The 26,897-nt window shown below is 69.6% G+C and carries 27 protein-coding genes, 1 tRNA gene and 1 other RNA gene; 14 read left to right on the top strand and 15 right to left on the bottom strand.

The annotated features are described in order from the left end of the window. Positions 1–35: 35 nt before the first annotated feature. The 3 genes from ABGB12_RS18210 to ABGB12_RS18200 are packed head-to-tail and all read right to left on the bottom strand — an operon-like array spanning position 36 to position 1,556. Entirely contained in the window at positions 36–482 is a 447-nt protein-coding gene (locus ABGB12_RS18210; protein ID WP_347679386.1) for a VOC family protein, read from the bottom strand. A gap of 52 nt (positions 483–534) precedes the next feature. Further along, positions 535–753, bottom strand: coding sequence for a DUF397 domain-containing protein (locus ABGB12_RS18205; RefSeq protein WP_347679384.1), 219 nt, complete (start codon positions 751–753; stop codon positions 535–537). After that, positions 738–1,556, bottom strand: a complete 819-nt coding sequence (locus ABGB12_RS18200) for a helix-turn-helix transcriptional regulator (RefSeq protein WP_347679382.1) — start codon at positions 1,554–1,556, stop codon at positions 738–740. Before ABGB12_RS18200 ends, ABGB12_RS18205 begins: the two co-directional genes overlap by 16 nt. Positions 1,557–1,701: 145 nt before the next feature. Here ABGB12_RS18200 and ABGB12_RS18195 point away from each other — a divergent pair, with 145 nt between their 5' ends. From ABGB12_RS18195 to ABGB12_RS18180, 4 genes are all read left to right on the top strand, one after another. Continuing rightward, a complete protein-coding gene (locus ABGB12_RS18195; RefSeq protein WP_347679381.1) occupies positions 1,702–1,938 on the top strand; it encodes a hypothetical protein in 237 nt (78 codons plus the stop codon). A 15-nt stretch (positions 1,939–1,953) separates the two neighbouring features. Further along, entirely contained in the window at positions 1,954–2,550 is a 597-nt protein-coding gene (locus ABGB12_RS18190) for an ATP-binding protein (protein ID WP_347679379.1), read from the top strand. Positions 2,551–2,676: 126 nt separating this feature from the next. After that, positions 2,677–3,204: a VOC family protein gene (locus tag ABGB12_RS18185; RefSeq protein WP_347679377.1), complete on the top strand. Its 528-nt coding sequence runs from the start codon at positions 2,677–2,679 to the stop codon at positions 3,202–3,204. Then, positions 3,126–3,515, top strand: coding sequence for a VOC family protein (locus tag ABGB12_RS18180; protein WP_347679375.1), 390 nt, complete (start codon positions 3,126–3,128; stop codon positions 3,513–3,515). The genes ABGB12_RS18185 and ABGB12_RS18180 overlap by 79 nt, the downstream gene beginning before the upstream one ends. A 34-nt stretch (positions 3,516–3,549) precedes the next feature. On the opposite strand, the gene ABGB12_RS18175 is transcribed toward ABGB12_RS18180, so the two are convergent. The 4 genes from ABGB12_RS18175 to ABGB12_RS18160 all read right to left on the bottom strand — a co-directional run bounded on the left by ABGB12_RS18175 (position 3,550) and on the right by ABGB12_RS18160 (position 7,338). After that, a complete protein-coding gene (locus tag ABGB12_RS18175) occupies positions 3,550–4,314 on the bottom strand; it encodes a glucose 1-dehydrogenase (protein ID WP_347679373.1) in 765 nt (254 codons plus the stop codon). A gap of 75 nt (positions 4,315–4,389) precedes the next feature. Beyond that, on the bottom strand, positions 4,390–4,968 hold the full coding sequence (locus ABGB12_RS18170) for a TetR family transcriptional regulator (RefSeq protein WP_347679371.1): 579 nt from the start codon (positions 4,966–4,968) through the stop codon (positions 4,390–4,392). 33 nt (positions 4,969–5,001) lie between these two features. Further along, positions 5,002–5,973 (bottom strand): EamA family transporter, encoded by a 972-nt coding sequence (locus ABGB12_RS18165; RefSeq protein ID WP_347679369.1) that lies wholly within the window; start codon positions 5,971–5,973, stop codon positions 5,002–5,004. Positions 5,974–6,048: 75 nt separating this feature from the next. Continuing rightward, positions 6,049–7,338, bottom strand: coding sequence for an SGNH/GDSL hydrolase family protein (locus ABGB12_RS18160; protein ID WP_347679367.1), 1,290 nt, complete (start codon positions 7,336–7,338; stop codon positions 6,049–6,051). Between the two features lie 127 nt (positions 7,339–7,465). Here ABGB12_RS18160 and ABGB12_RS18155 point away from each other — a divergent pair, with 127 nt between their 5' ends. Together ABGB12_RS18155 and ABGB12_RS18150 are read left to right on the top strand one after the other, a co-directional pair. Next, complete coding sequence (locus ABGB12_RS18155) at positions 7,466–8,794, top strand: sensor domain-containing protein (RefSeq protein ID WP_347679365.1); 1,329 nt, start codon at positions 7,466–7,468, stop codon at positions 8,792–8,794. Next, on the top strand, positions 8,764–9,447 hold the full coding sequence (locus ABGB12_RS18150) for a response regulator transcription factor (protein WP_347679363.1): 684 nt from the start codon (positions 8,764–8,766) through the stop codon (positions 9,445–9,447). The genes ABGB12_RS18155 and ABGB12_RS18150 overlap by 31 nt, the downstream gene beginning before the upstream one ends. A gap of 6 nt (positions 9,448–9,453) precedes the next feature. On the opposite strand, the gene ABGB12_RS18145 is transcribed toward ABGB12_RS18150, so the two are convergent. Next, complete coding sequence (locus ABGB12_RS18145; RefSeq protein ID WP_347679361.1) at positions 9,454–9,909, bottom strand: MarR family winged helix-turn-helix transcriptional regulator; 456 nt, start codon at positions 9,907–9,909, stop codon at positions 9,454–9,456. 111 nt (positions 9,910–10,020) lie between these two features. Between ABGB12_RS18145 and ABGB12_RS18140 the strand changes: the two genes are divergently transcribed. Further along, a complete protein-coding gene (locus ABGB12_RS18140) occupies positions 10,021–10,443 on the top strand; it encodes a DUF6069 family protein (protein ID WP_347679359.1) in 423 nt (140 codons plus the stop codon). Continuing rightward, positions 10,440–10,871, top strand: a complete 432-nt coding sequence (locus tag ABGB12_RS18135) for a nitroreductase family deazaflavin-dependent oxidoreductase (protein WP_347679357.1) — start codon at positions 10,440–10,442, stop codon at positions 10,869–10,871. Before ABGB12_RS18140 ends, ABGB12_RS18135 begins: the two co-directional genes overlap by 4 nt. 60 nt (positions 10,872–10,931) lie before the next feature. Here the strand turns inward: ABGB12_RS18135 and ABGB12_RS18130 are convergent, their stop codons facing one another. The 5 genes from ABGB12_RS18130 to ffs form a co-directional block, all read right to left on the bottom strand. Next, positions 10,932–11,492, bottom strand: a complete 561-nt coding sequence (locus ABGB12_RS18130) for a DUF5063 domain-containing protein (protein WP_347679355.1) — start codon at positions 11,490–11,492, stop codon at positions 10,932–10,934. Then, positions 11,485–12,084 (bottom strand): recombination mediator RecR, encoded by a 600-nt coding sequence (gene recR, locus ABGB12_RS18125; protein ID WP_347679353.1) that lies wholly within the window; start codon positions 12,082–12,084, stop codon positions 11,485–11,487. Before recR ends, ABGB12_RS18130 begins: the two co-directional genes overlap by 8 nt. Continuing rightward, positions 12,085–12,429 (bottom strand): YbaB/EbfC family nucleoid-associated protein, encoded by a 345-nt coding sequence (locus tag ABGB12_RS18120; RefSeq protein ID WP_347680639.1) that lies wholly within the window; start codon positions 12,427–12,429, stop codon positions 12,085–12,087. Between the two features lie 73 nt (positions 12,430–12,502). Next, on the bottom strand, positions 12,503–14,467 hold the full coding sequence (locus ABGB12_RS18115) for a DNA polymerase III subunit gamma and tau (RefSeq protein ID WP_347679351.1): 1,965 nt from the start codon (positions 14,465–14,467) through the stop codon (positions 12,503–12,505). Positions 14,468–14,491: 24 nt separating this feature from the next. After that, an RNA gene (gene ffs / locus ABGB12_RS18110) (signal recognition particle sRNA small type) lies at positions 14,492–14,587 on the bottom strand. A gap of 45 nt (positions 14,588–14,632) precedes the next feature. Between ffs and ABGB12_RS18105 the strand changes: the two genes are divergently transcribed. The 6 genes from ABGB12_RS18105 to ABGB12_RS18080 all read left to right on the top strand — a co-directional run bounded on the left by ABGB12_RS18105 (position 14,633) and on the right by ABGB12_RS18080 (position 21,776). Continuing rightward, positions 14,633–14,956 (top strand): DUF952 domain-containing protein, encoded by a 324-nt coding sequence (locus tag ABGB12_RS18105; protein WP_347679349.1) that lies wholly within the window; start codon positions 14,633–14,635, stop codon positions 14,954–14,956. 10 nt (positions 14,957–14,966) lie between these two features. After that, positions 14,967–15,054, top strand: a tRNA-Ser gene (locus ABGB12_RS18100). 660 nt (positions 15,055–15,714) lie between these two features. Next, positions 15,715–16,116, top strand: a complete 402-nt coding sequence (locus ABGB12_RS18095; protein WP_347679347.1) for a hypothetical protein — start codon at positions 15,715–15,717, stop codon at positions 16,114–16,116. Next, entirely contained in the window at positions 16,113–19,757 is a 3,645-nt protein-coding gene (gene fxsT / locus ABGB12_RS18090) for an FxSxx-COOH system tetratricopeptide repeat protein (RefSeq protein WP_347679345.1), read from the top strand. The genes ABGB12_RS18095 and fxsT overlap by 4 nt, the downstream gene beginning before the upstream one ends. A 69-nt stretch (positions 19,758–19,826) precedes the next feature. Continuing rightward, entirely contained in the window at positions 19,827–21,245 is a 1,419-nt protein-coding gene (locus ABGB12_RS18085; RefSeq protein WP_347679343.1) for a hypothetical protein, read from the top strand. Between the two features lie 18 nt (positions 21,246–21,263). Next, entirely contained in the window at positions 21,264–21,776 is a 513-nt protein-coding gene (locus ABGB12_RS18080) for a hypothetical protein (RefSeq protein ID WP_347679341.1), read from the top strand. Positions 21,777–21,801: 25 nt separating this feature from the next. Here ABGB12_RS18080 and ABGB12_RS18075 read toward each other — a convergent pair whose 3' ends face one another. Both ABGB12_RS18075 and ABGB12_RS18070 read right to left on the bottom strand, forming a co-directional pair. Further along, positions 21,802–24,807: a hypothetical protein gene (locus ABGB12_RS18075; protein ID WP_347679339.1), complete on the bottom strand. Its 3,006-nt coding sequence runs from the start codon at positions 24,805–24,807 to the stop codon at positions 21,802–21,804. Further along, the gene (locus ABGB12_RS18070; RefSeq protein ID WP_347679337.1) at positions 24,804–26,873 is read right to left on the bottom strand and encodes an Hsp70 family protein; all 2,070 of its coding nucleotides are present in this window, start codon (positions 26,871–26,873) and stop codon (positions 24,804–24,806) included. The genes ABGB12_RS18075 and ABGB12_RS18070 overlap by 4 nt, the downstream gene beginning before the upstream one ends. Between the last annotated feature and the right edge of the window lie 24 nt (positions 26,874–26,897).

Genomic DNA, 26,897 nt, shown 5'->3' with positions numbered 1-26,897 from the left:
AGCGTCGACGACACGTCGTGAGCGGGGGACGAGCGTCAGTCTTCCGTGTCCGGTGGCTCGATGGCCGCCAAGGTCACGGTGCCGTCGGCCGCGACGGACCAGCCGGGGTTGTGGCAGACCTCCCAGCGGTGGCCGTCGGGGTCGGCGAAGTAGCCGTGGTAGCCGCCGAACGCCGCGTGTCGCGGCTCTTTGAGGACGGTCGCTCCCGCCTCGCGGGCCCGCCGCATGGCCGCGTCCACTTCGGCGGGTGAGCCGAGGTTCTGCGCGAGGGTGAACGGTGTACCGGCCGTCGCCGCGTGTCCCGTGTCGGCGCCGAGATCGGCCAGAGGGAAAAGCGCGAGGGCCAGCCCCTTGCCGACCTGATAGAAGACGATCTCGTCCAGGTCGAGCAGCGGTGTCCAGCCCAGGCCCCGACTGTAGAACCGGCGGCTGACCCGCAAGTCCCCGACGCCCAGCGTCACCAGGTTCAACTGCTGGTCCATGCATCACCCCGTGCCGGTAGGAGATCGCCGTCCGGCCGCAACGCTACCGGCACTACAGGTCGTGACGACCTGAGCGGATTTCCTTCAGAACTTTGCCGAACGCCGCCCGCCCGAACGCCAGGTGAGGAGCATCGGGGTTCTTGGAATCCCGCACGGCGATGACAGGAGCCAGGTCCGCGAGCTCAACGCAATCCCCACCTGTGGTTCCGCTGTAGGTGCTCTTACGCCAGTGAAGGATGGACAGATCCGAGACTTTCACAAGCTCTCCCATACGGTACGAAGCAACTTCAGAGACTCGTCAGCAGGCATGGCGGCCGCTCTTATCAAGTTAAAGCTTAGTCTGTGCTCTCGCACCGCCACAGAGTTATCCGTCAGGGTCCCACCGGCATGCCCTTCCACATAGACCACGGCGGATGCCTCATCGAACTCCATGATCGTAAATGATCCGTTGATTCCGGGATACGCGCCCTGGTCCGCATCCACGACCTGTAGAAGAACATTCGGCATTTCGGCGACCTCTATAAGGTGCCCGACTTGCGCCTTCATGATCTCACGGCTACCGATGACACGACGGATCGCAACCTCATCGAACACGGCTACGATCTGAGGGGCTCCTTCCCGTGAAATGACGCTCTTGCGCTCCATGCGCTTGGAGACGAGCTGTTCGGTCTCCTCCATCGTCCTACCCGATTGCAGAACCTCACGAGCGTAGTCGTGTGTCTGGAATATCCCCTTGATGACACTGAACTCGAAGGTATAGATGAGCGATGCACAGGCTTCGCGCTCAACATAGTCAGCGAAACCCGGAGGCAGAAGAGCGCTGCTCCTGGCATCAACGATGTTCTGCCAGAGCCCGGCGAACGCCTCGGTGCCGAACAAGGTGTTGAGATCCTCGGCGAATTTCGCTGACGGAACGTTCTTGGCCGCCTCTATCTGACTGACGTAGGCGGGCGTATACCCGAGCTTCTCGGCGAGTTCCTTCTTACTCATGCCCGCCTTGTCGCGGAAGGCGCCGAGGGCGATGGCGAATGCCCTGATCGCAGGCTCTCGCGAGGATTCGGACTGCGCGGTCACTGGCTGCCCCCCGGGGTGTACCGGCACAGAGTTCATCCGACCAAGGAGCCGGTTAACGCCGGTGCGCTACTGGTTCGTTGCCCACCGTAGCCGCTTTCGTGAGTCTGGTCGCGGGAAACGAAACCAGAAGGCGAAGGACACGGATGTGGAAGAACGAGAAGTCGAAAGGCTTTCGGAGGAGTATCCGAATTGGTGCATCAGTCGGCTTTCGGGACCGGCCCGGTGGTGGAAGGCGACTCGGCGCGGGTGCGGACGGCTGAGCGAGGAGGAGCACAGCAGGGGGCTCGCCTGCACGTTGATCGAGGACACCGCCGAGCGGCTGCGGGAGGAACTGTCGCTTCAGGCCGACATCGAGGACGAACTGTCGCGGAGCAGCCGATGATGTCGAGGTGGCGGCATGACGGATGAGACGACCGCCTTCCCATCGGCGGCCGCATCGGAGCCGTGGTGTGCGCCGGACGAGGGAGACGGTTCGGCCGCAGAGCGGGTCTTCCTAGCCGATCTGGAGCAGGTGCGGACGGGGCGTGCCTGGCTGCGGGAGGTGCTGCCGTCCGACTGCCCGTTGCGGGACGACTGCGTACTGGTGCTGTCGGAACTGCTGGCGAACGCCGCCGAGCACGGCGGCCGAGGACCCGTGAAGGCGATCGTGACGCACGGGGCGGGGCGGTTGAGAGGCGTGCTGGTGCAGCGTGCGGCCCCTTGGGAAAGCACCGGCCCGCGGATCTCCGCCCCGGCACTGCTGGAGATCGAGCGGCTACTGGGCACCCCCGTGGGGCGCATGACGGACGTGGAAGGCCTGGCGGAGTCCGGTCGGGGTTTGGCCGTCGTGGCGGCACTGTGCTCGGGCGCTCTGGAGTTCGAGCGGCAGGCGGACCGCACGGTGATCCGATGGGAGCTGCGACGGTGCGCCTGCACCCTGATCGAGGACACCACCGGACGGCTGCGGAAAGTGCCGTCCCGCATCGAGGACGAGCCGTCGCGAAGCAGCCGGTGATGGCGAGGCGGTTTTGAGCGAGAGTGCCCCGGCCATGCCGGGACACCGGTCCTGTCATGGCCGGGAATTCCTTCCGCGAGCCGGATTACCGGCACGGAAAACCGTTCATCCGGTGAGCATGGCCTGATGAGCGAGTGGGAGCTGACGAGCGATTGGGTGAAAGAACGAATCGACGCCGACCCGCCGGAGGGGACGCCCTCCTGGCTGGAGCTGAGCGTGCCCGACCCGGACCGGGCACGGGAGTTCTACGGAACGTTGTTCGGCTGGACCTTCGAAGACGACCTCTGCCTCCTGGACGGGCTGCCGGTCGCGGCCATCCGTCTCCTCGGCGAAGGCCCCGGTGAGCCCGACGGGCCGGAGTGGACGGTCTTCTTCGCCACCGACGACTGCGACCGCACGGTCGAGCGGGTGAGCGCGGCCGGCGGCCGCATCCTCCGGGAGCCGCACGAGGTCGAGGGACGCGGCCGAGCGGCTCTGGTGGCAGACGTGCTCGGGCGCGTTTCGGCCTGTGGCAGGGCCGTGAACTCGTCGGGACACGCCTGGTCAACGGCTACAACACGTTCATCTTCAACGAGTTGCACACCTCCGAACAGGACCGTGCCCTGGCCTTCTACGAGGAGGTCTTCGGCTACAGCAACCGTGACGGCGATCTGAAGCGCCCCGACGGCCATACCGTCGCCGCGATCGTGTTCCCCCGAATCCTCGAGGAAATCGATGAAGACGACGAAGACGACAAGCAGTACCTGCAGAGAATGCGGGGCTCGATCGAGTTCCCCGACCTCACCGCCTGGCTGACCTATTTCGCCGTCCCCGACGCCCAGGAGGCGGTGGACCTCCTCCTCTCCATCGGCGGCTGGGCTCATGAAGAGGAGGGCGTGACGGAAAACCCCTGGGGTCGCCTCGCGGCGGTCAAGGACCCCTTCGGTACCCCCTTCCGCCTCGTCCTGCCCTGGGAGGTCATCTGAGCTCGCGGCCCGGCGCCCGCGGCCGCCGGCCGTGTCAGGCGCTGGCGCCCCCGTCGATCACCAGGTCGTGGCCGACGGCGAATCCCGCTTCGTCGGAGGCGAGCCAGAGCACGGTGGCGGCCACCTCGTCCAGCGTGCCGAGCCGCCCGAGCGGGATGGTCGGGGCGAGCCGGGCATTGCGCTGTTCCCGGCTCTCCCCCGGCAGGGAGGACATCGGCCCGTCGCTGGCACCCGGGCTGACGGCGTTGATGCGGATGCCGTCGCCGATGTGGTCCCGGGCCGCGGCGCGGGTCAGGGCGCTCACCGCGGCCTTGGAGGCGGCGTAGCAGCCCAGCGCGGGCGGCCTCAGGTGCGCGCCGATGTTCGAGGAGGTGTTCACGATCGCCCCTCCGCCGTGGGCGCGCATGTACTGGATCTCGTGCTTCATCGAGAGGAAGACCCCGGTGAGGTTGACGTCCAGGACCCGCCGCCACAGGTCGGTGTCGAGTTCGGCGACCGGGGCCGCCTGGCCGAAGACCCCGGCGTTGTTGTGGGCGACGTCCAGGCCGCCGTGCCGCTCCACGATGGTCGCGACCATCCGCGCGGCATCGTCCTCCACGGTGACGTCGGCCGTGACGAAGCTCGCCCGCCCGCCGTCCCCCTCGATCAACTCGACGGTCCGGGCGAGTTCACCGGCCCTCCGCCCTGCCACCACGACCGCTGCTCCCGCACGGGCGAAGGCTCTGGCGCCGGCACGTCCTATGCCGGTGCCGCCGCCGGTGACGAGGACGACCTTGCCGTGGAACCGGTTGCCGTTCATGAAACCGACCTCTCTTAATTGACCGATCATTCCATTATTTGGGCGAGCAAGAACACCGACCGGGGCCGGCGGGTCTCAGGAAAGGACGGACAGGGCCTGCTCCACGGCGTCCCGCAGCCGGGCGGGGTCGTCCGAGCTCTTGCCGATCACGCGTATGCCCTGCATCAGGGTCAACAGGAAACGGGCCAGCGCCCGCGGATCCCTGTCCGCCGCCAGCTCGCCCTGGGCTCGCGCCCGCGCCAGCGCGGAGGTCAGCGCCGTCTCGATGAAGTCCCAGTTCGCCTCGACCCGCCGCGCCAGCGTCTTGTCGTGCGGAGCGAGCTCCACCGCCGTGTTCACCACGAAACAGCCGCGGCGAAGCTCGTCATGCGCCGCTTCCTCCGCGTAGCCCTCGACGAGCGTGCGCACCGCCGGCAGCACGGGACCGGGCTGCGAGAGCAGCTCTATGAAGTCGGGCCGGCTCTCCAGATAGCGGTCGTACGCCTTCAGGTAGAGCTCGCGTTTGCCGCCGAACGTCGCATAGATGCTCGCCCGGCCGATCCCCAGATGCTCGACCAGATCGGCCATCGAGGTCGCCTCGTAGCCCTTCTGCCAGAAGAGCTCCATGGCGCGCCGCAACACCGCGTCCGGATCGAACTCCTTCGTCCTCGCCATACCCGTGAACCTATCCATAACTGGAACGTTCGGTCAATATAAGTCGGGAATGGCAACGGCGTCCTGATCCTTCGCGCGGGCCGGGGCCGTCGTCTGCGCGACGAAGGCCCCGGCCAGGACCATCGCGCCGCCGACGAGTTGCGGGGCCGAGAGGTGCTCGCCCAGCAGGAACCAGCCGAGCGTGACCGCGACGACCGCCTCCAGGCAGGCCACGACGCCCGCGACCGGGGCGGACAGGCCCCGCACGGACACCACGCCGGTCGCGTAGGCGAAGACCGTGGCGACGAGCACCAGGTAGGCCAGCAGCAGGAGGGCGGGCACCGGCGTCGTCCCCAGGTCGGCGGAGCCCTTCAGCACCGCGAAGTCCATGTTCCACGGCCGGACGAGGACGGTCAGCAGGGCCGTCCCGATGAGGAACCCGTAGACGATCAGCCCGATCGGGTCGGGTTCGCCCCGGCCGTCCGGGCGGCCCTGGTCGACCAGGAGGAAGTAGCCGGCCTGGCAGCAGGCGGCGCACAGCGCGAACGCCAGCCCGAGGGAGTCGAAGCCCAGCCCCGCCCACACCTCGACCACGCAGGCGAGGCCGGCGACGGCCAGGACCGCGCCCAGCGCCGCGCGGACCGTCACCGCCCTGCCGCGCACGAACCGCACCCAGCCGAGGATGACCACCGGGGACAGGTACTCCACCAGCAGCGCGACCCCGACGGGAATCCGGGACAGCGCGGCGAAGTAGAACGCCTGCACCCCCACGATCCCCAGGAGCGCGAACCCGGCGAGCAGCGCGGGCCGCTCCCGCACCAGCGCCCGGTGCCGCCAGGCCAGCGGCGACATCACCAGCGCGGCGCCCGCGATCCGCAGCCACACCACGTGCACCGGCTCCAGCCCGGCCGAGATCAGCGGCTTGGCGGCGATCCCCGAACTCCCGAAGGTGAGCGCCGAGACCAGGGCGATGCCCAGGATGGCGTTCTTGTCCCGCTTCACCGCACTGTCCGTTACCCCGACCATCCCGCCATGATGACAGCACCAAAAGAGCTTTCGCTCATGTCCCCCCGGCTTCCGGCCGGCGCCCGGCCGAGGCGGTCATCCGAACGCCCCCAGATCGATCTCCCGAGCGATGGCCTGGTAACCGGCGTCGTTGGGGTGCAGGCCGTCCTCATACACGTAGGCGAGCGCGGGCATGTCCTCTTCGACGGGGTCCGCCAGTGCGCGGTCCGCGTCGACGACCGCGTCGTACTCGCCGCCGGTCCGGATCCAGTGGTTGACGGCGTCTCGGGCCTTCTCGAGCTGCGGCGTCCAGAGGGGGAACAGCGCTCCCTTCATCGGAATGATCGTCACGCCGATGATCGTGACGCCACGGGCGCGGGCCGCCCGGATGAGCTCCCGATGCGCGTCGATGACCTGCCGGGCGGTCGCCGGACCGCCCGGCCGCAAGCAGGGGTCGTCCGGCGCGTTCCGGAGGTCGTTGGCGCCCAAGTGGACGATCACCGCCCGCACGCCGGGCCGGGCGAGGACGTCCCGGGTGAAGCGCGCGGTCGCCTTCTCGCCGCTGCACGGGGAGTCGTGGCGCAGCCGGTTCCCGCCGATCCCCGCGTTGACCACGCCGATCGGGCGGTGTGCCGCGGCCAGCCTCTCGGCCAGCACATCGGGCAGGCGCCCGTCGGCCCCGTGCGTGGCACCCACCCCGTCGATGAGCGAGTCCCCGAAGAGGACCACGGAGCCCTCACCCTCCACGTCCACTCCCGACAGGTAGTACAACGCGTCCGTGGACCGGTCGAAGGCGTCGGACACGGGCTCGGACAGATGGTCGCCGGACGCCCGGTAGGCCGTCTGCGTGGTGAAACGGTGGAAGGTGGCGGGCCCGGTCGCCTCGGGGAAGCGCAGGGTGACCGCCAGCTTCTCCAACGGGGAAGTGGACAGCGGCACGGGATCGCTGGCCAGTTCCTTACCGGGTTCGATGACGGTGGAGCGCTCTCCGCCGAACGTCAGCGCCTTCATGGTCCCCGGCCATACCTTGACTCCGCCCGGGGAGCGGCCGACCGTGGCCCCGGCCACCTTCAAAGGCTTGGTCCCGTACACGTTGGAGAGCCGGATCCGGATCTTCGTCCCGCCCGTACTCAGCCGAACCACCTGGCGCAACGTGTGGTTCTCGAATCCCGTCACCGACCAGTTCTTTCCACTGTCCTCATCACCGGCGAGAGGCCGCTGCATCGCGGCGCCCCAGCTCTGCGACCAGCGTGCGGCGGTCGAGGACTCCGGCCCTGCCGAGGACGCCGGCGTACCGGACGCCGTGTACAGAAGCCCGGCGGCCAGCGCCGCCCCGGTGAGCACGGCGAACGGGACGGCCGTGCGAGCAGTGAGTGTGAATCTCATGCTCCGCATCCCATCGCCCGGGGCCGGTCGCCCACATCACGGCGAGCCCCCGATTTCGGGGTATGCCTGGCACTACCTCCCCGGTCGGCCGCGGACGCCCCGAAGGAAGACGGTTAACGTACCGACCATGCCGACAGACCAGCCGTCCACCGCGCTGGCGGCGATGGGCCGGCGCGGATTCCTGCTGACGTCCTGGCCCTGGAGGTCGGCCGGCTACCTGGCATCGAGCGGGATCACGGGATTCGCGGCGGGTGTGCCCCTGGCCGTGCTGGGCCTGCCGTGGCTCCTCCTCTTCCGGGACCTGTCCTTCGGCGAACGGTCATCCCTTTTCGTGCTCGGCGCCCTGCTGATCGCCGGGCTCGGCCCGCTGGTGGCGATCCCGCTCGTCCGGCTGGAGAAGCGCCGCCTGCGTCTGGTGGACGGCCGCCCCGTGAGCCCGGACCATGCCAGGCCGCCGGGTCAAAGCCGCTTGGCATGGTTGCGCACCAGCTACGCGAGGACGTCCACCTGGCGCGGACTCGGTCATCTCCTCCTCCTCGCCGTCTCGGCTCCCATGGTGTGCGCGGTGCTGCTGTCCGCCCTGACGTTTCTCCTGGGATGCGTCGCGAGCCCGCTGATACTCCTCGACGGTGACGGGCCGATGGCGCTGGGCCCGGTCGAAGTCGGTACTCCGGCGGAGGCTCTGCCGTACGCGTTCGTGGGCCTGGTGCTGCTGCCCGCCTTCCCCTACCTGCTGACGCTGGCCGCGGGAGCGCAGGGCGCGCTCGCCCGGGCGCTGCTGGAAGGAGGCCCGGACGACCGGCTCCGGGCCGAACTGGTCGAGGTCTCCCGCTCCCGGGCGCGGCTGGTCGACGCCTTCGAGGCCGAGCGGCGCCGGATCGAACGCGACCTGCACGACGGCGCCCAGCAGCGGCTGCTCGGCCTCACCATGCGGCTCGGCCTCGCCCGCCTGGACCTGCCGCCGGACTCCCCCGCGGCCGAAAGCGTGGCCGAGGCCCACCGGGAGGCCAAGCAGCTGATGGAAGAGCTGCGCGAACTGATCCGGGGCATCCATCCCCGCGTGCTCACCGACCGGGGGCTCACGGCCGCGCTGCACGAGCTGGCCGACCGCTCCGCGCTGCCCGTCACCGTCCGCGCCGACCTGCCCGCGCGGCCGCCCCGCCACGTCGAGAGCACCGCCTACTTCGTCGCCGCCGAGGCGCTGGCCAACGCCGCCAGGCACAGCGGAGCCGCCCTGGCGGAAGTGGACGCCCACTGGGACGGCGGCGTTCTCGCTCTGGAGATCACCGATGACGGCGTCGGCGGCGTCGAGCCCGGCCGCGGCACCGGGCTCACCGGCCTGGCCGACCGGGTGTCGGTGATCGGCGGCAGAATACTGGTGTCGAGCCCCGCCGGAGGGCCGACCGTCGTACGTGTGGAGCTTCCGTGCAGCCTGAACGACCCGCCGTCCGCGTAGTCCTCGCCGAGGACGGCGTCCTCCTCCGGGAGGGGCTCGCCGGTCTGCTGGCCAGGTTCGGGTTCGAGGTCGTCGCCGCCGTGGGCGACGCGGACGGCCTGCACGCGGCGGTCGCCGAGCACGCCCCCGACCTCGTGGTGACCGACATCCGCATGCCGCCGGACTTCTCCGACGAGGGTCTGCGCGCCGCCGTGGAACTGCGCCGCGCCCGTCCGGAGCTGGCGGTCGTCGCGCTCAGCCAGTACGTCGAGCTCAGCTACTCCGCCGACCTCCTCGACTCCGGTGACGGCCGCCGCGTCGGCTACCTGCTCAAGGACCGGGTCGTCGACGTCGAGGAGTTCGCCGCCGCGCTGCGCCAGGTCGTCGACGGCGGCACGGTGGTGGACCCCCAGGTCGTCCGCCAGCTGCTCCGCCGCCGGCGCGACCCGCTCTCCGCGCTCTCCCCCCGGGAGCACGAGGTCCTCGCCTTGATCGCCGAGGGCCACTCCAACGCCGCCATCGCCCGGCGCCTGTTCGTCACGGAAGCGACCGTCGGCAAACACGTCCGCGGCATCCTCGTCAAACTCGACCTCCCACCGGATGAGGACACTCACCGCAGGGTCCTCGCGGTCCTCGCCTACCTCCGGGGCGGGCGCGGAGGAGCCCCGGCCTGACATCCGTCACCGGTCGCAGGCGTGGCCCTTCCGAGGGTCGGGGGAGCCGGCCAGGACGGCGGCGAGCAGGTCGCGCAGGCGCCGCTTGTCCGCGTCGATCGGCGCGAAGAGGGCCCGGGCCTGAGCGCGGCTGCGGGAGATGAGCTCCTCGCGCCTGCGTTCGCCCTCCTCGGTGAGGACCACGTGCTTGACGCGGCGGTCCGTGGGTGAGGGGCGGCGGACGACCAGGCCCCGGCGTTCCAGGCCGTCGACGATGCCCGTCACGTTCGAGGGCTCGCACGACAACCACTCGGCCAGGTCGCGCATCGGGGCGGAGGCCGACAGGTTCGTCAGCACGAGGGCCTGCGCGGGGGGAAGCCCCAGTTCCGCCGCCGCCGTGTTGAATCCGCCGCGCAGCCGTCCCGCCGTCAGGAAGACCAGGTCGGTCAGCTCGTCCATCGTCGGGTCGGCCTGCGCGCTCATCCTCCCAGCATAGAGGGAACTTCACCAGCTCGATTGTTCAGGTGCTGAAGTAATGGTCTAGGCTCGCAAATAGTTCAGAAGCTAAACCATCAAGCAACTGAAGGAGTTCAGATGGCGAACCTGAGAGCGGGCGGCCCCGGGACGCGCAGGCGCGACCGCGCCCTCACGGTGGCGGGGGCGGTCGCGGCGGCCGCGCTGGTCTGGGTGGTGGGCGAACCGCTGCTCGGCCACGACCTGGTCGTCGAACAGCCCGGACAGGAACCGCGGGACCTCGGCGTGGACGCCTTCGTGGCCTTCTCGCTGGTCTCCTCGTTCCTGGGATGGGCGCTGCTCGCCGTCCTGGAACGGACGGCCTCCCGCGCCGGGGCGATCTGGACGGCCGTCGCCCTGGCCGTCCTGGCGCTGTCGTTCTTTCCGCTGATCGGCGTGGAGGCCACCGGCGGCTCCAAGGCCGTGCTCGCGCTCTCGCACCTCGCGGTCGGCGGCGTCCTCATCCCCGGCTTCCGGCGGACGATCAGCCGGGAGGGCCGATGACGGCGGACGAGGTCTTCGACAACACGACGGGCTGGGTCGCCGGGCACATCCGCGAATACGTCGAGACCGACGGCGAGAAAGGGCACCTCTACCAGGGCCTGCCGACGCTGCTGCTCACCACGCGCGGCCGCAGGTCGGGCCTGCTGCGCCGGACGGCCCTCATCTACGGGCGGGACGGCGACCGCCATCTGCTGGTGGCGTCGAACGGCGGGGCGGCCGAACACCCCGGCTGGTACCTCAATCTCCGCGAGGACCCGGATGTCAGGGTGCAGGTGAAGGCGGAGAAGTTCGCCGCACGGGCACGCACGGCATCCCCCGGGGAGAAGCCGGAGCTCTGGAAGCTGATGGCCGAGATCTTCCCCATGTACGACACCTACCAGACCGAGACCGAGCGGGAGATCCCGCTGGTGGTGCTGGAACGGGTCTGAGCCGCCACCGGGCTCTCACACCCGGTGGCAGGCAACGGCACCTCTCGTCGAAAGGAGGGCTCAGGTGGTGACGAGGACCTCGTTGACGTCCTCGTCGGCCACCTGGAGGCGGACGCCCGAGACGACGGCGTGCAGCGCGCGCAGGGAGGCGCCGCCGTGGTTGCCCCAGTGGTTGAGGTAGCTGTACTGCCACCACCACAGGGCCTCCAGCGGACGGTCCGCCTGGTAGTGGCGCAGGCCGTGGACGAGGTCGGAGGCGATGTCGACCAGGTCGTCGGACAGGCGGTAGGACGTGAGCTCGGGCTCCTTGTAGGGGTCGAAGACCTCGGCGTACTCGTCCACGACGGCCAGGCGCTCGGCCAGGCCCTGGCGGACGGCGTCCAGGTCGGGGTCCTCGCCCATCTCGGGCTCCCAGTTGTCCGGGAGGACCACGTCGGGGCTGGCGCCGAGCTGCGCGCCGGCCAGCATGATCTGCGAGACCTCCAGCAGGAGCAGGGAGACCGTCTGCTGGCCTCCCTCGCCTCGGGCGCAGCGCTCCAGGCCGGCCAGGTAGTTCTCCACGTGCACGACGACCCGACCCGCGAGGTCGGCCCAGTCCTTGGGGGTGTTCTCACTAGACATCGAGCAGTCTCCGTCCTTCGAAAGCGCGTCCCAGCGTGACTTCGTCGGCGTACTCCAGGTCCCCGCCCACCGGCAGGCCGCTGGCGAGCCGGGTCACCTTGAGGTTCATCGGTTTCACCAGCCGGGCCAGGTACGTCGCCGTGGCCTCGCCCTCCAGGTTCGGGTCGGTGGCCAGGATCAACTCGGTCACCTCCCCGTCCGCGAGCCGCTGCATGAGCTCGCGGATCCGGAGGTCTTCCGGACCTACCCCCTCGATCGGGCTGATCGCTCCGCCGAGCACGTGATAAGTGCCACGGAACTCCCGGGTCTTCTCGACCGCGATGACGTCCTTGGACTCCTCGACCACGCAGATGACCGCCCGATCCCGCCGCACGTCACGGCAGATCCGGCATTCGGCGTCCTCGGCGACGTTCCCGCAGATCCTGCAGAACCTGACCTTGTCCTTCACCTCGCGCAGCGCGTCGGCGAGCCGGTTGACGTCGACCGGATCGGCGTTGAGCAGGTGGAACGCGATGCGCTGGGCGCCCTTGGGCCCGACGCCCGGGAGCCGCCCCAGCTCGTCGATCAGGTTCTGGACCACACCTTCGTACATTTAAAACCCCGGCAATCCCGGCATGCCGGGCATCTGAGTGAGCGGACCCATCTTCTCCTGCTGCAGCTCCGCCGCCGTGCGGGTCGCCTCGCGGATCGCCGCCAGGACGAGATCGGCCACGGTCTCGGCCGCCTCCGCCGGATCGTCGGCGTCGATCAGCTTCGGGTCGATGACGATCTCCACCACCTCGCCCTGGCCGTTGACCGTCGCCGTGACCAGGCCGCCGCCGGCACTGCCCTCGACCTCCGTCTGCGCCAGCTCCTCCTGGGCGGCGAACAGCTGTTCCTGCATCTTCTGCGCCTGCTGAAGCAGCGCCTGGAAATCGAGCTGGCCACCGGGTTCCACGGTCATCCCCTCCACTGACTCGGTCTTACGAGACTACGGCGTCGGTCAGCAAAGCGATACGACCCCGGGCGCCTCAGGAGTTGCCGATCTCCCTGATGACACGGCCGCCGAGCTCCCGCTGGATCAGCGCCATCCCGCTGACCGCCTCGTCCGCCGCCGGGGCGCCGCCCTCGGCGTCCGCCTCGTCCTCTTCGGCCCCGCCCATCGGCGCCTCGGGCGGCGGCGGAAGCGGCTCCGACGGCTGCGGCACGGACGGCGGCGGAGCCGCGGGGGCGGGCGCGGCGACCGGGGCCGGGCGCTGCGGGGCCTGCCTCGGCTGCTCCCACGTGGGCGGGGGCGGGGCCGCCGGACGCGGCGAGGCCTGGACCGCGCCGCCCAGGACCGCGTCGATCCGCCAGTCCACGCCGAGCTGCTCGCGCAGCACCTCGGCGAGCACGCCCTCGCGCCGGCCCATGGTGAAGTTCTTGCGCTTGCCGTCGTTCTCGAACGCGATCGTCAGAAGGTTGCCGTCCACGGACGCCGGGACGACGCCCTCCATGATCGTCATCCAGGCGACGCGGCTCTTCTGCTGCACCGCGTCGAGGATCTGCGGCCAGCGCTGCCGGACGACGTTCACGTCCACCCCGCCCGAGGAGGGCGCCGCCTGGGCCGCCGGGGCCGGGGACTCCACGGGCGCGCCCCAGCCGTCGTTCGCCGGACGGGACGGGGGCCGCGCGGCGGGCCCCGGCTCCTGCCGGGGCGCCGGACGGGCCTGGACGGGCTCCGGCGCGCGCTGAGCCGGCTCCGGGACGCGAGGCGCCGGCTCGGGAACGACGGGGCGAGGCTCGGCCGCCCTGGGCGCCGGAGCCGCCTCCGCGCGCGGAGCGGCCACCGGAGCCGGAGGACCGCTCCGCTCCAGCCGGTCGAGACGGGCCAGCAGCGCCGCTTCGTCGTTGTAGGCGCCGGGCAGCAGGATCCGGGCGCAGATCAGCTCCAGCAGGAGCCGCGGAGACGTCGCCCCCCGCATCTCGGTGAGCCCGGTGTGCAGCAGGTCGGCCGCCCGCGTCAGGTCGGCGGGGCCGAGCGCCGCGGCCTGCGCCGTCATGCGCTCCAGCTCGTCCGCCGGACCGTCGATCAGCCCGCTCCTGGTCGCCTCCGGAACGTTCGCCATGATCACCAGGTCGCGGAAGCGGCCCAGCAGGTCGGCGGTGAACCGGCGCGGGTCCTGGCCGCTCTCGATCACCCGGTCGATCGCGGCGAACACCGCCGCCCCGTTCCTCTGGCCGAACGCGTCCACGACCTCGTCGAGCAGAGCCGCGTCGGTGTACCCGAGCAGGGAGACGGCCCGCGTGTAGGTGATGCCGGCCTCGTCGGACCCGGCGAGCAGCTGGTCCAGGATCGACAACGAGTCACGCGCCGACCCGGCCCCCGCCCGGACGACCAGCGGCAGCGCCGACGCCTCGTACGGGACCTTCTCCGCCTGGAGGATCTCCTCCAGCAGCTCTTGCAACGTCTTGGGCGGGATCAGCCGGAACGGGTAGTGGTGGGTGCGCGACCTGATCGTCCCGATGACCTTCTCCGGCTCGGTCGTCGCGAACACGAACTTCAGGTGCGGCGGGGGCTCCTCGACGAGTTTCAGCAGGGCGTTGAAGCCCTCCCGCGTGACCATGTGGGCCTCGTCGATGATGTACACCTTGAACCGGGACGAGACGGGCGCGAAGAAGGCCCTTTCCCGCAGGTCGCGGGCGTCGTCCACACCACCGTGCGAGGCGGCGTCGATCTCGATCACGTCCAGGTGGCCGGCTCCGCCCGGGCCGAGCGCCACGCACGACTCGCAGACCCCGCACGGGTCGGGCGTCGGCCCTTCCACGCAGTTCAGCGAACGGGCGAGGATCCGCGCGCTGGACGTCTTGCCGCAGCCGCGCGGCCCGCTGAAGAGGTAGGCGTGGTTGACCCGCCCGTTGCGCAGCGCCTGCTGCAGCGGCTCGGCGACGTGCTCCTGGCCCTTCAGCTCTCCGAAGGTGGCCGGTCGGTACTTGCGGTAGAGAGCAAGACTCATCACGGGCCCCGTCCGTCCTTGAAGCAAAAGGACCCCCCGCGCACCCGCCAGAGCCTGCTTATCCTTGCTGCCTTCCGGCCCTGGGGAGGTTCACAAGATGACGCCACGCGAGGGGTCTCCTCAGAGTCTATGGCATCCGCCCCCGAGCCGCGTACAGTCCCGCCCATGTCCCATATCTTCCATGTCGCCACCCGCTCCGCCTGGGACAGTGTGACCGACACCACCCCCTACACGATGTCCACCCTCGACAGGACGCTGGAGGAGGAGGGCTTCATCCACTGCTCCGCCACCCAGGACCAGCTCGCCCGCGTCCTGACCCGCTACTACCAGGGCGTCCCCGACCTCCTCGTCCTGACGATCGACCCCCGCCACCTCGACATCCGCTTCGAGCCCGCCCCCGACGACCCCGACGACCTCTACCCCCACCTCTACGGCCCCCTCCCCAAGTCCGCCGTAATAGAGGTCCGTGCACTCCCCGACACCCGGTAAGCTGTCCGACGGAGGATTCGCCTAGTGGCCTAGGGCGCACGCTTGGAAAGCGTGTTGGGTGCAAGCCCTCACGAGTTCGAATCTCGTATCCTCCGCCAGTGCCTCGCCGGGCACTTCGACGCGGGCCGGTCCCCTCCGGGGTTGACCGGCCTTCGCCGTCTCTACGTCTCGGTTCCCGTCTCGATCGCACGATAGATCCGCAGGTCACAGCGACAGTTCTCACTTCTGGCCGCCAGCTGGATCATCGCCGACCGGCCGCCCGAGCATCTCCGCAAGGTCCGGCCCCGCCGAGTATCTGCACCGCAAGGCGGTCGAGCTGGACGTTCGACTGCGAAAGTGCCTCGAACTGCCCACCAAGCAGACGTACATGTCCACCGAGCCCCCATTGCTCTCGGCCACCCCGCTCATGCTCCTTCAACACTTCCTTAAAAGGCCCCTTCGCCCCGCACCGCCTGGACGTCTCCACGGTTTCAGGGATTGCCACGAGTCCGCGCTCCGGATCTCGCCTTCGTACCGCACCGGGCACCAGACGGAGATCCTTGGGTGATTAGTCCGTACTGTCACGATTTGAGTGGTGAGGACACCCTCGGGGCTCAGCAGACGAATGGAGCGTCCAGTGATTATTGCGTTCCCTTTGAAGGCTTAGGGGTGGGGGGAATTGTGGAGGTCAGGTGGGATGGGAGGAAATACTGCGGGAACGGAGAGTTGGTCGGTAGCGTCGAAGAAAGTGGTGGCTCTCGACTTGAGGAGGGGTTCGAATGGTGGTTGATCTCGTGGCGGGGTTGGAGCCGTTTGTTCTGTCAGCGGTGACGGCTTATGGCGGGGCCGTGCTGGCACGGGGGCAGGAGATGGCGGCGGACGCGACCATCGGGGTGGGAAGGGGGGTGCTGCAGCGGATCTTCGGGGTGCGGGAAGAAGGGGAAGAGCTACCCGAGTCGCTTGCAGATCTCGCCGAGGACCCCGAGGACGAGGAGCGGCGGGCGGCACTGCGGCTGAAGATCCGGAAGATGCTCGCGGCGGACGCGGAGCTGGCGCAGGAGATCCAGAAGATGCTGCCGGCCGCGGTCGGCGGACGGGACTCGGCGGGAACGAGGTCCGTCGTCGCGCAGACGATCTCCGGCGTGGTCGTCACCGGCGACGGCAACCAGATCACCCGGTGACCTACGCTGCCGCCTCGGGCGACAGGTCGATCGCCGCCGGCAGTCTCTCTGGGACCGCCATCAGCGGCGACTACAACCGCGTCTACCGCTTCGACGCGGCCCTGCCCGACGTGCGGGACGTCACGCCCGACAGTGTGTGGAACGTCAGGCTCCGCCCCTCTCAAGTCTTCGTCGGCCGCCAGGACGCGCTAAGAGAGCTGTCCGACGTGATGTCGACAGGCGCGGGTCTGGTCGGCCAGACGGTCGCGGGACTCGGCGGAGTCGGCAAGACCGAACTCGCGCTCCACTACGCGTTCCGCAATCGAAACAGATACCGGTCGATCTGGTGGATCACAGCCGATAGCGCCGAGAACATCACCAAGGGCCTCATCGGGATCGCCGCGATCCTGAACCCGACGCTGCGCTCCGTCGATCCCGATTTCGCCCGGCAGTGGGCCCTCAACTGGCTGATGTTCCACCGGGACTGGCTGCTGGTCCTGGACAACGTCGAGGATCCGGACGCCGTCACGGAGTTCCTCGGCGCGGACCATGGGGGCCGCGTCCTGGTCACCACGAGGCGGGACGTCGATTGGATCCGGCGCGGCCTTCGCCCGGTACGGCTGGAGACGCTCGGCCTGGACGCGGCGATCGATCTGCTCGTCGAGCGCACCGGCCAGAAAGGCCCGCGCGACCGATCCGCCGCCCGGCTGATCGCGGACGCGCTCGGGCGGCTCCCGCTCGCACTGGAACAGGCCGCCGCCTATATCTCCTGCACCGGGGAGACCCTCTCGGACTACGCTGACCGGCTGGCCCGACGCTTCGACGACCTCCTCTCCGAGGTCGCCCCGGACGTCGCGCAGGAACGGGCCATCACACGCACCTGGAACATCACCCTGGACGCCCTGACGGCACGGGATCCGCGCGCGGTGGACCTCCTGCACGTCATGGCATGGCTCGGTCCCGACCATCTGCCGCGCGATCTCGTCATCGCCCACCTCGGCGGCGACGAGATCGGGGCCAACCGGCTGCTGTCCCTGCTCAGGTCGTACAGCATGATCACGGTCACCAAGACGACCGTCAGCCTGCACCGGCTGGTGCAGGCCGTTCTGCGCCTCGGTGAGCGGGACGAGCCGCTGATGGAGACGGGCCTGACCTCGGCGGGCGCGGCGGCAGTCAGTCTGCTCGCCGCCGCCGTGCCGCCCGATCCGATCAGCGACATGACAGGGTGGCCGCGCTGGTGGGATCTGCTCCCGCACGTGGACGCGCTGGCCGACCACGTCGGCGACGGCAGCTCCGACGGCCCGTTCTGCCTGCTGCTCAACCAGGCCGGGCTGTTCGCGTCCGCGCAGGGCCTCTACCCGGTCGCATCGAAGTTCTGCGAGCTCGCCCTTTCCATCGGCGTGAAGACGCTGACTTCCGGAGACGCGGATCTGTCCACCCTGCAGGGCAATCTCGGCGTCGCCTATCACGCGCTCGGCCGCCACCAGGACGCCGAGGACCTCGAGCGCGACTCACTCGCGGTCCTGAAGCGTGTGAGCGCGCCGGACGACATCGCGCTGGTGATCCCGATGGTCAACCTCGCGAGCACGCTCAGTTCGCTCGGCCGCAACGACCAAGCCGTCGATCTCCAGACGCGCGCGCTGGCGATCGCCGAAGGCAGCCCCGACGCCCCTGACGACCTGAGGGCATGGGTGCTGGGCAACCTCGCCTCTCTGTACCGACTGCTCGGGCAGGCGACGGAGGCCGTCGGGCATCAAGAGCGGGCGCTGGCGCTGATCCGCGCGGCGCGGGGGGACGAGCACATCAGCGTCGCGTCCCACACAACAGATCTGGCGAGCATCTACCGCGACCTCTACCGGTTGGACGAGGCGCTCACCCTGGCCGAGGAGGCCCTCACCGTCGCCGAACGTACCCTTCGCCCGGATAATCCAGATCTCGCCAGGTTCGTCGGGGAGGTCGCGCTGTGCCACGCGGCGCTCGAGAACCACGAACGGAGGCTGCAGCTGGAACTACGCGCGACGCGCATCGTCGAGGACGCACCACTGGAGCCGGATCATCCGACGCTCGGAGCCAGGGCGCAGCAGCTCGCATCCGCCTACCGCGAGCTCGACCGGCTGGACGAGGCACTCGACGTCGCGCAGCGAGGGCTGCGGATCGCCGAGACGGCCTTCGGGCCCGACCACCAGAACGCCGCATACCACCTCAACACGCTCGCCTCCATCCACCGGCGCAGAGGCGAACTCGACCTCGCGCTGCGAGCCGGCCGCCGGGCACAGGCGATCATCGAGCGCGTCTACGAGTTCCCGCACCCCGACGTCGCGGACATGCTCGGCGGCGTGGCGCAGACGCTGGTCGAGCAGGGACGGCATGCCGAGGCCGCGCCGAAGTTCCGCCGGGCGTATGAGATCGTCCGTCAGCTCAACGGACGCTTCCACCCCGAGGTCGAGGGCTACGCCTCCCAGCTCGCCACCACCTACGAGAAGCTGGACGCGCCCCGGCTGGACGACGCGGTCACGTTCCGCACGATCGCGCTGGAAGGAGCCGAGCACAGACACGGCCCCGCCTCCCTCGAAGTCGTCTCTCGGCTGACCGACCTGGCCTGGACTCACTGCCTGCGCGGCGATGAGGAGAGGGCCGTCCCGCTGCTGGAACGCGCACAGCGGATCGCAGAGGCCGCAGATCCGGATGACCTGAAGCTGCTCCTCTGCCTGGACGTACTGGCCCGCTGCCACGTAGAGCTGGGGCGTTACGAGGCCGCGCTGCCTCTGCGCAAGCGCACGCTCGCCATCGCCGAGAGCAGGTTCGGCCGGGACGATCCGCGCACGGCCGACTCGCTCGGCGCGCTCGGTACGGTGTTCTACCGGCTGGGCAGGTACGCGGCCGCCGCTCCGTTGGAGGAGCGGGCGCTGGCGCTGACGCAGGAGGCCGGCGACGGCCACCCCGATCTTCCGCTGCGGCTGTCGAACCTCGCCGCCACCTATCTGGAGCTGGGCCGCCGCCTCGAGGCCGCGCCGCTGCTCGCCCATGAGATCGTCCTGCGCGAGACGTCCGGAGACGAGGCGGATCTTCTTCCCCTCCTCGACAAGATCATCGATGTTCATTATGAGACCGAGGATCACGCCCTGGAGGCCGAGTATCGTCAGCGAGCATACGAAATCGTCCGGAAAAAGCACGGGACGGATGATCACCCGGACGTCATCTGGCGGCTCAGCGGCCTCGGGCACTGCCACTTCATGATGTTCCAGTTCGAGGAGTCGGCGGCTTTCGAGCGACGGGCCCTCGCTTCGGGCGAACGAGTCTTCGGCGTGGAGCACCCCTCTCTCCTCCTGCTCCTCCAGAACCTCGCGGTCAGCCTCGTCCGGCTGGACGACGAGGCGGGCTCGCTGCTGTTGCGGCTCCGGTCCCTCGCCCTCCTGGAGAACGCCCGCTCGGCCGATCCCACGGAGGAGCGGGCAGACGCGGTGGTCGACGAGCTGTTCTGCGTCCTGGACGTCCTGTCCGGCATGTCCGAGCTGCTGTCCGGCCCGGGCGCGGCACACGCGAGAAGCCTCGCCGAAAGAGCCCGGGAGGTCGCCGGACGCCTCCTGCCCAGCCACCCGGCGGCGGAGCGGATCCGCGACGCGCTTGACCTACCAGAACATCCCGATTTGCGAATCAGCTGACGGATAGCGGCAATTGTGTCTAGGGTAGACATGGGGGGCAATTTCGCGAATTCACGACCGGAGGACCGTGTGTCGCCAGACCAGGTCAGTTTCCCGAATATTTTCGCTCTGGGGACATATGGCCCGAAGGCGTCGGACGAGCTGACACGACTGCGCTCCGAACTGCTGGCCATCGGAGCACACAACGACGCCGAGCGCCTGACCGCACTCGACACCGCGGCCGAGCAGCGGGACTTCCCTCTGCTCCAGCGGCTAGTCGGCACCGGAATCCCGCTCAGCGAGGCCGAGGACGTCCTTCAGATCCCGGTCCGCCGCATGGTCGGCCTGCGCAACGTGGTCGCCATTCTTCCACTGATCCTCACGTGGTTCATGCTGGCCTGGGGTAGCTGGGCATATTACCGCCAGGTTCACCAGAATCCACAGCTCATCACCGAGCCCTTCCTGGTCCTTTGGCAGAGCAGATTCGACACATTCATCCCGACTTTCGCAGAAACTTCCATCGGGTCGTTCCTCCTGCTCTCCGTCGTCCTCACACTCACGCTGCTCGGTCACCGCCGAGAGAGTGACGCGAACCGCGCGCTGGCCCGCCTGCACAGCCTCGCCGACGACGCCGTCAGCACGCTCAGCCTGGCGATCGAGAACAGCGACATCAGGCCGCCAGAGGACGCCAAGGAGTGGGCGGAGGCGGCTCAGCGGGTCCTCACCGAGACTCAGACGCTGATCAAGACCGCTGTCGCCGACACCCAGCGGCTCGCGGACAACAACGCGCGGATCGCCAAGGAGGCGGCCGACACCCTCGAAAGGCTCCAGGAGCACGCCGAGAACCTGCTCGTCGGGATCGCCCGGGAGGCGAGTGAGGTGATCAAGGCGCTCGAACTCCAGGGCGAGAGGACCACCACCCGCGTGGGCTCTGAGGCCGTCGCACTCCTCCAGCAGACCGCCGACGCCAACCGACAGGTCGTGGAGCAGCAGATGGTCCCGCTCTTCGACGGGTTCAAGGCCTCCCTCACCGAATACCGCAAGGACCAGGCCGTCTACAGCGCCAGTGCGGCCTCACTGGCGGGCGGCGTCAAGGATCTGACAACGGCTGCGTCGGGGCTGTCCGCAGGGGTGGCCGCCTACAGCGGGATCGGCGAGGACATCGACGCCAAGCTCCAGCTCATTGAGACCGCGCAGACGAAGCTGTCGGCCGAGGTCGCCGTGCACGCCAAAGCGCTCACCACCGCCTCGGCGGGCGTGCTCGAAGTCGTCAAGCTGGCGAGCGGCCCGATGCGAGCCGATCTCGAAGCGCTGACGCGCAGCGCCGCGGACGTCGGCGGCGGCGTCGAGGCCGCACTCCGCCAACTCGGCCCGACGACCACCGCGCTGCACACCGTCTCCGCGGACGTCAGCGTCGCGGCCCGTGAGCTCAAAGCCGCCGCGGTCGAACTCGGCCGCGTGACCGGTTCCTCGTCGGGCTTCCTCGCGCGACTCTTCGGCAGGCGCTAGATGCTCCACCGGCGCCGCGTGGCTCGCAAGGATCCCGGAAACGTCGTCTTCGGCACCATCGGCTGGCTGTTCGCCGACCTCATGGTCGCGCTGGCGATGGCGTTCCTGGTCGCCACGACCGTGGGGATGCCCGCACCTGATCCGAAGTCCACCCCAACGAAGCCGACTCCCACGCCCAGCGCGCAGCTCGGCTTGGAGAACGTCCCCGTCGAGATCAAGGTGTCCGTGGACTACCAGGGACTGCTGAACGGCAGCAGACTCGCCCGCGACGCGCTGCTCAAGAAGGTCAAGGCCGACTCCAGGATCACAGGACGCGACGCCGGGCTCGTACTCGCGTTCGGTGGCGCCGACAACAGCGCGGCCGGCATCGACCGCGCCATGAAGATCGCGAGCAAGGCGAACGAGGCACTCAAGACTCTCGGCCGTACGGAGTCCTTCGTTTTCTCCGCCAACACCGCGTACACGCCGTACATCGACTATGGAAATGCCCCTTCGACGCTTGAATTGCGCGTTTACCTGTTCAAGCAGTGACATCAGGGCGCTGCGAAGCCGGACGTCAGTGCGTCGCCGGAGTCAGCTCGACAGCCGCCGCGTCGGCGGGATCGGCCGTGAAGAGGCGGTAGTGAAGGTGGTGCGCACGCGGCATGGTGTGCGCCTTCGACCCGGCCAAGCGGCTCGGCGGGAGGGCGAGGACGACGTCGCCGTCCGCGCGGGTAAGCGGCGCGCGGCCCGCGCGGGCGACCAGAGTCAGCGCGGGCAGGTCGAGCGGGGTCTCGGCGGTCAACACGAGTTCGGACCGCTGCCGCCAGCCGCCGCGCACCTCGTACCGAGCCCTCACCAGAGGACGGATGAGTGAGGCTCGGACGCCCGAGGTCGCGAACTCCGTGTGAGCGTGTGTCACGGTCAGCGCGACCACGACGTGCAGTGCGGTCGCGTCGGCGGGGATCCGCACCGTGCAACCGCCGTAGGTCTCGCCCGTGGGCCGTGTGACGGCGTGCGGTTCGGGGATCTCGGTGACGTCCGGGAGCCCGCCCTCTGTGTTCCAGCCGACCAGCGCGCGGCCGCCCGACTCAGGCCAGGTCCAGCCGACGTGGGCCTGGTCGCCGTCGAACTCCACCGCGAGATCGGCGACATCCGGATCGGTGACGTAGCTGCGAGGCCGTCCGACATAGACATGTCCGTCAACGGTCACGATGGGGACATAGGTGAAGAACCGGTCATCCGGTGAGGTGATCAGGTCCACGAAGGGCGACGACGAGCCCGCGAGGATCCGGCCTCCGGGCCGGAACTCCGCCTCGGCCGCCGCATCGCCTTCGCGCAGCGATCCCGCGCCGCGCTGCGAGATGATCCGCACCTCACCCCGATCGGACTCAGGAATCCGCAGCTCCACCTTGTGGGCATAAAGATATGATCCGGCCCTTCCGGTCAGAGAGAGCGACCCTGGCGGCACGGGCCTCCTCCTCAGCGACGTCTCGATCGTCCTGCCTCGCGACCAGACGGGCCCGCCGCCGAGTCCCGGGTACCGCGCGCGTACGGTGTAGCGGTAGACGGCGCCGTTCGCGACGTCCCTGTCGGTATGCTCAGTGCCGTCGGCAAGCAGCCGGACGGGCGGCTCGTCCCCGCCGATCCGCTCCCTGACGATCTCGATCCGATCGGCATGGCGCGGCGGACTCCAGCTCAGCGCCACCTCGCCCTCGCCCGCCCGGCAGCTCAGCTCCGGATCGGCCGCGACCAGGACGGGCGCGGCGACCTCCGGCGCGGAGAAGGTGCCGGAGCGGACGGCGAACACCGCGTACGTCAGCGGAAGGCCAACGGATTCCGCGTCCGGCATGTCCCGGTAAGACGCCCCCGAGACCTCGGCGAGCCGCTGCTGGCCGGGCAGATCCTCGGGGGACTCGGGCGGCGCGGGGCCTGTCCCGCGCACGACGACATAAGAGATGCCTGGTTCGCCTGTCTCCTCCCAGCTCACCAGGACGCCCGTGTCCGGATCACCCGCGATCGCACGTGCCTTTCGCGGCGATGCCGGCGGGATTCTGTTGAGTTCCGTCCGAGCCGAGACGTAGTCATCGCAGACACGCAGGGCCTCGGTGAGCAGTTCGATCCTCCGAACCTGGCCGACACCCGGACGTCTGGCCTCCTCGCAGAGCCGCCGCGCCCGTTCGACGATCTCCTCGGCTCGGACCAGCAGCATGTCCCGATCGGGCAGCCCGAGAGGCGCCGTCCGCAGCAGATCGGCGGCCTCGACATATCTGCGCGCGCCGGTGAGGGCCGTGACGGAATCGGCGAGACGCTTGAGGTGCGCGGCCTCCTCGGCCAGCCGGAGCGTCTCCGTCCTGAGCCGCACCGCCAGCGGATCGGTGCTCCCGGCCGGCAACCGCCAGATCCGGGACGCACGGTTCAGCAGGAGGGCGGCCTCGTCCCGCCGTCCGCCGTCGGCGGCCTCGACGGCCTCCGCCAAGAGGTCCTCCACGCGTTCGCGCTGGCCGAGCGGGAACCCGCACCGGCAGCCGCCGCGCCTGGGCTCGACCAGCCCGCACGAGGGACACGGGTCACGCAGCGGGAACGCGCAGACCGAGCAGGCCGCGGCCGCCGGCGTGTTCAGCTCCGCGCACCTCGGGCAGTGCACGAGCCGGTCCACTCCCGCCGCCGCCTCGGGCGCCGGGAGCTCCAGCGGCCAGCCCTTGGCGAACAGCACGTCCCGGAGATAGCCGAGCGCGAAGTCCAGATCACGGACACCGTTCCGCTTGGCCCTCGCCAGGAAGCCCTCCACCTGCGCGGCGGTCATCGCGCGGGCCGATCCGAGCACCTCGACGTGCCAGGCGACCAGTTCCCTGAGGCTCTCCAGCCGCATGGAGACGTCGTGCCTGCGCCGCCTCTCCTCGGTCTCGAAGATCGTCTTAGCGATTCCGGCGAGGTTCTCGCGCGCCTTGACCGCTGGGTCGGACTTGTTCTTGCGGTTGTGCTCGTTCATGTAGAGCTTGTGGGCCGCGTCGAGCAGGACGGGCAGCGAACTCCGCTCTGTGACGCTCTCGTCCACGGTCTTCAGGACGTCGTAGAGCGTCCGCATCTGCGCGGTCTTCAACAAGTCCCTGAGCTGCCGTTCCGTATGATCATCCAGCCGGTCCGCCGGAGCGGCCGGTCCCGCCTCTCGCACTTCGACGGCGTCAAGCCGCCTAGCCAGCGCGGAGGACGCGGCGAGGACGTCCGCGAAGCCGGTCCGGAGACTCTCCCGCTCGGGCGCAAGGAGGTAGCCACGCAGTTCGAGGAAGTCGAGCCGGTCCTTCAGCTCCTTGCGGGCCGCCTCCATGGCCGCCCTCCGCTCGTTCGCGGCCTTCTTCCGCTCCTCCTCGCGGGCGTCCACGTCGCCCATCACGCGCTGGATGTCGCGGACGAGATTCAGGTTCCGTTTGGCGTCGACCGTCCGGGGGAAGGTCTTCGGTCCGGTCGCGTCGCGCGTCCAGCGCTTGCGCTTCTCGGCGAGCGCGTGCTGGAACGCCTCTTCGTTCCAGGGCGCGGCGGGATCCAGCTCCAGCAGGAGGAAGAAATTGGGGCGTTCCGTCATGCTCCGGACTCGGTGAGCTCGCGGGCGATGGTGCCGAAGACATCACTCAGCTCACCCATCCGGGTGAACAGCGCCTGCTCGTCGGAGGAGGCGACGGCGCGCAGGAATCCGTGGTCGGCCCCGCCGAATCCGACCGCGACGACCTCGATGCCGACACCGTGGCAGGCGCGCGCGCGGGAGATCGCCTTCTGCTGATGGCTCCAGACGCCGTCGGCGAGAACCACCGCGAACCTGCGGTGCTGATCGCGGCGGAGCAGCTCCTTGATCTTGTCGAAGGGGTCGGCATCGTTGCCGTAGCCGGTCGAGCCGACGCGGAGCCTTTGGATGGCCCGCTCGATGGACGAGCCGTTGTTCGTCGCCTTCAACTCCACCTTGACCGAGTCGGAGAAGCCGATCAGCCCGACGGCCGTCGTCGTCAGATCGAGCTGCCCGACGAATGCCCGCGCAGCGCCCTTCGCCGCCGAGAGCGGTGGGCCCGACATGCTTCCGGACAGGTCGAATGCCAGGTAGACCGTCATGGGCTCGCGGCCTCCGCCCTTCGCCGGCGGAAGCAGGAACCGCCCCGGGATATCTTCGGGAAGCTGCTCGACCTTGACGTCGAGGCGGGCGCCGCCGACCCTGTCGACCGCCGCGACGTCCACCAGCGCGCTGTCGTCGTAGGAATAGGTGACGTCTACGACGGCTTCGCGGCGGCCGCCCTTCGCCGGGAAACCCGTGACGATATAACGCCCCAAGTAGGCACAGTCTTGGACGTTCTCCGTCTCCCCCTGGGTGAGGAAGATCTCCATCTCGTCGGAGCCGTCGCCCTTCAGCCGAAACTTGTACGGACGGGTCGCCTGCGAGGGGATCCGCTGGTTGCGCGGAAGAAGGACGCTGTTGAGGTAGCGCTCACGATCCGCGCTCTCGGCGATCATGCCGAGGCTGTGCGCGACCACGTTGCTCACCTTGCGCGGGCCGCCCAGCCGCAGGATCGGCTCGGCCACCGCCGTGCCGGGCAGCCGCAACGCCTCTGCCTCGGCCTCCAGCAGCAGCGCGGCCTGCGCAGCCGCGCCGAGGGCTACCGCGTGGTCGGGGTGAATGCCTGCCATTGGCGGTTTGCCGGAGATTTCCTCAATGAACTCCCGGATCATCGGCATCCGGGTGGAGCCACCGACCGGGAGGACACCCGTGATGTCGTCCCAGGTCAGATCAACCTCTTCCAGGAGCTTCCGGGTGAGGTGGCCGGTCATCTCCACGAGGTCGCGGCTGGCGGCGGCAAAACCCTCGCGAGTCGCGGTCGCCCGGATCGTCCGGCCCTCGATCGCGATGCGCAGCTCGGCCGCACGGCGGGCGGAGAGCGTCCGCTTGATCCGCTCGGCCTCCACCAGCAGGGCGCCCGGCCGATCGGCGAGCAGCTCGGACTCCTCGGTGGTGAGCTGCCGCAGCAGCTCGCCGACCAGCCTGTCGTCCCAGTCGCGGCCGCCGAGCTCGTGGTCGCCTTCCGCGCCGACCACCCGCAGCTCCTCCGCGCCGATCTCCACGAGGGAGATGTCGAAAGTGCCGCCGCCGAGATCGTAGACGAGCAGGCGACGGGTCTCGGCGGCGGGGCGGAGTCCGTAGGCCAGGGCCGCGGCCGTCGGCTCGCTCATCAACCGCAGCACGTCCAAGCCCGCGAGACGGCCCGCTTTGAGCGTCGCCTCCCGCTCGGGGTGGGTGAAGTACTCCGGCACGGTGACCACGACCCGGCGCACCGCCGTGCCCAGCGCCTCCTCTGCCTGTCGCTTCAGATGCCCGAGAACCTGTGCGGACAGCTCGGGCGGCGTCCACTCGCGGCCGCCCCCGCCGAACCGGAAGGCGGCGTCGCCCATCCAGCGCTTGAAGAGGTGCGCGACCGCCTCTTCGCCCTCGGCCTGCGCGACCTTGGCCCCGGCTCCCACGATGGGCGTCCCCGAGGCGTCGAAGCCGACGACGGACGGGGTCAGCGCCTCGCCCAGCGCGTCCGGGATGATCTCCGGGACACCGTCGCGGTTGACCCAGGCGACGGCCGAGTAGGTGGTGCCGAGGTCGATGCCGACGGCCGGTTCCATGGGTTCCTCTCCTCACCGACTGAC

The organism is Actinocorallia sp. B10E7 (assembly GCF_039871655.1).
In the GTDB taxonomy this organism is placed as follows: domain Bacteria; phylum Actinomycetota; class Actinomycetes; order Streptosporangiales; family Streptosporangiaceae; genus Actinocorallia.
Note: the sequence above shows the minus strand (reverse complement) of the source record. Positions and strands in the feature narration are given on the sequence as shown.

Bases quoted from the DNA above. Each gene is read 5' to 3' on its own strand.
- ABGB12_RS18160 (WP_347679367.1), bottom strand. From the start codon at position 7,338: ATGAGATTCACACTCACTGCTCGCACGGCCGTCCCGTTCGCCGTGCTC.
- ABGB12_RS18170 (WP_347679371.1), bottom strand. From the start codon at position 4,968: ATGGCGAGGACGAAGGAGTTCGATCCGGACGCGGTGTTGCGGCGCGCC.
- ABGB12_RS18165 (WP_347679369.1), bottom strand. From the start codon at position 5,973: ATGGTCGGGGTAACGGACAGTGCGGTGAAGCGGGACAAGAACGCCATC.
- ABGB12_RS18105 (WP_347679349.1), top strand. From the start codon at position 14,633: ATGTCCCATATCTTCCATGTCGCCACCCGCTCCGCCTGGGACAGTGTG.
- ABGB12_RS18075 (WP_347679339.1), bottom strand. From the start codon at position 24,807: ATGACGGAACGCCCCAATTTCTTCCTCCTGCTGGAGCTGGATCCCGCC.
- ABGB12_RS18210 (WP_347679386.1), bottom strand. From the start codon at position 482: ATGGACCAGCAGTTGAACCTGGTGACGCTGGGCGTCGGGGACTTGCGG.
- ABGB12_RS18190 (WP_347679379.1), top strand. From the start codon at position 1,954: ATGACGGATGAGACGACCGCCTTCCCATCGGCGGCCGCATCGGAGCCG.
- ABGB12_RS18185 (WP_347679377.1), top strand. From the start codon at position 2,677: ATGAGCGAGTGGGAGCTGACGAGCGATTGGGTGAAAGAACGAATCGAC.
- ABGB12_RS18115 (WP_347679351.1), bottom strand. From the start codon at position 14,467: ATGAGTCTTGCTCTCTACCGCAAGTACCGACCGGCCACCTTCGGAGAG.
- ABGB12_RS18145 (WP_347679361.1), bottom strand. From the start codon at position 9,909: ATGAGCGCGCAGGCCGACCCGACGATGGACGAGCTGACCGACCTGGTC.
- ABGB12_RS18070 (WP_347679337.1), bottom strand. From the start codon at position 26,873: ATGGAACCGGCCGTCGGCATCGACCTCGGCACCACCTACTCGGCCGTC.
- ABGB12_RS18135 (WP_347679357.1), top strand. From the start codon at position 10,440: ATGACGGCGGACGAGGTCTTCGACAACACGACGGGCTGGGTCGCCGGG.
- recR (WP_347679353.1), bottom strand. From the start codon at position 12,084: ATGTACGAAGGTGTGGTCCAGAACCTGATCGACGAGCTGGGGCGGCTC.
- ABGB12_RS18130 (WP_347679355.1), bottom strand. From the start codon at position 11,492: ATGTCTAGTGAGAACACCCCCAAGGACTGGGCCGACCTCGCGGGTCGG.
- ABGB12_RS18205 (WP_347679384.1), bottom strand. From the start codon at position 753: ATGGGAGAGCTTGTGAAAGTCTCGGATCTGTCCATCCTTCACTGGCGT.
- ABGB12_RS18140 (WP_347679359.1), top strand. From the start codon at position 10,021: ATGGCGAACCTGAGAGCGGGCGGCCCCGGGACGCGCAGGCGCGACCGC.
- ABGB12_RS18155 (WP_347679365.1), top strand. From the start codon at position 7,466: ATGCCGACAGACCAGCCGTCCACCGCGCTGGCGGCGATGGGCCGGCGC.
- ABGB12_RS18175 (WP_347679373.1), bottom strand. From the start codon at position 4,314: ATGAACGGCAACCGGTTCCACGGCAAGGTCGTCCTCGTCACCGGCGGC.
- ABGB12_RS18095 (WP_347679347.1), top strand. From the start codon at position 15,715: ATGGTGGTTGATCTCGTGGCGGGGTTGGAGCCGTTTGTTCTGTCAGCG.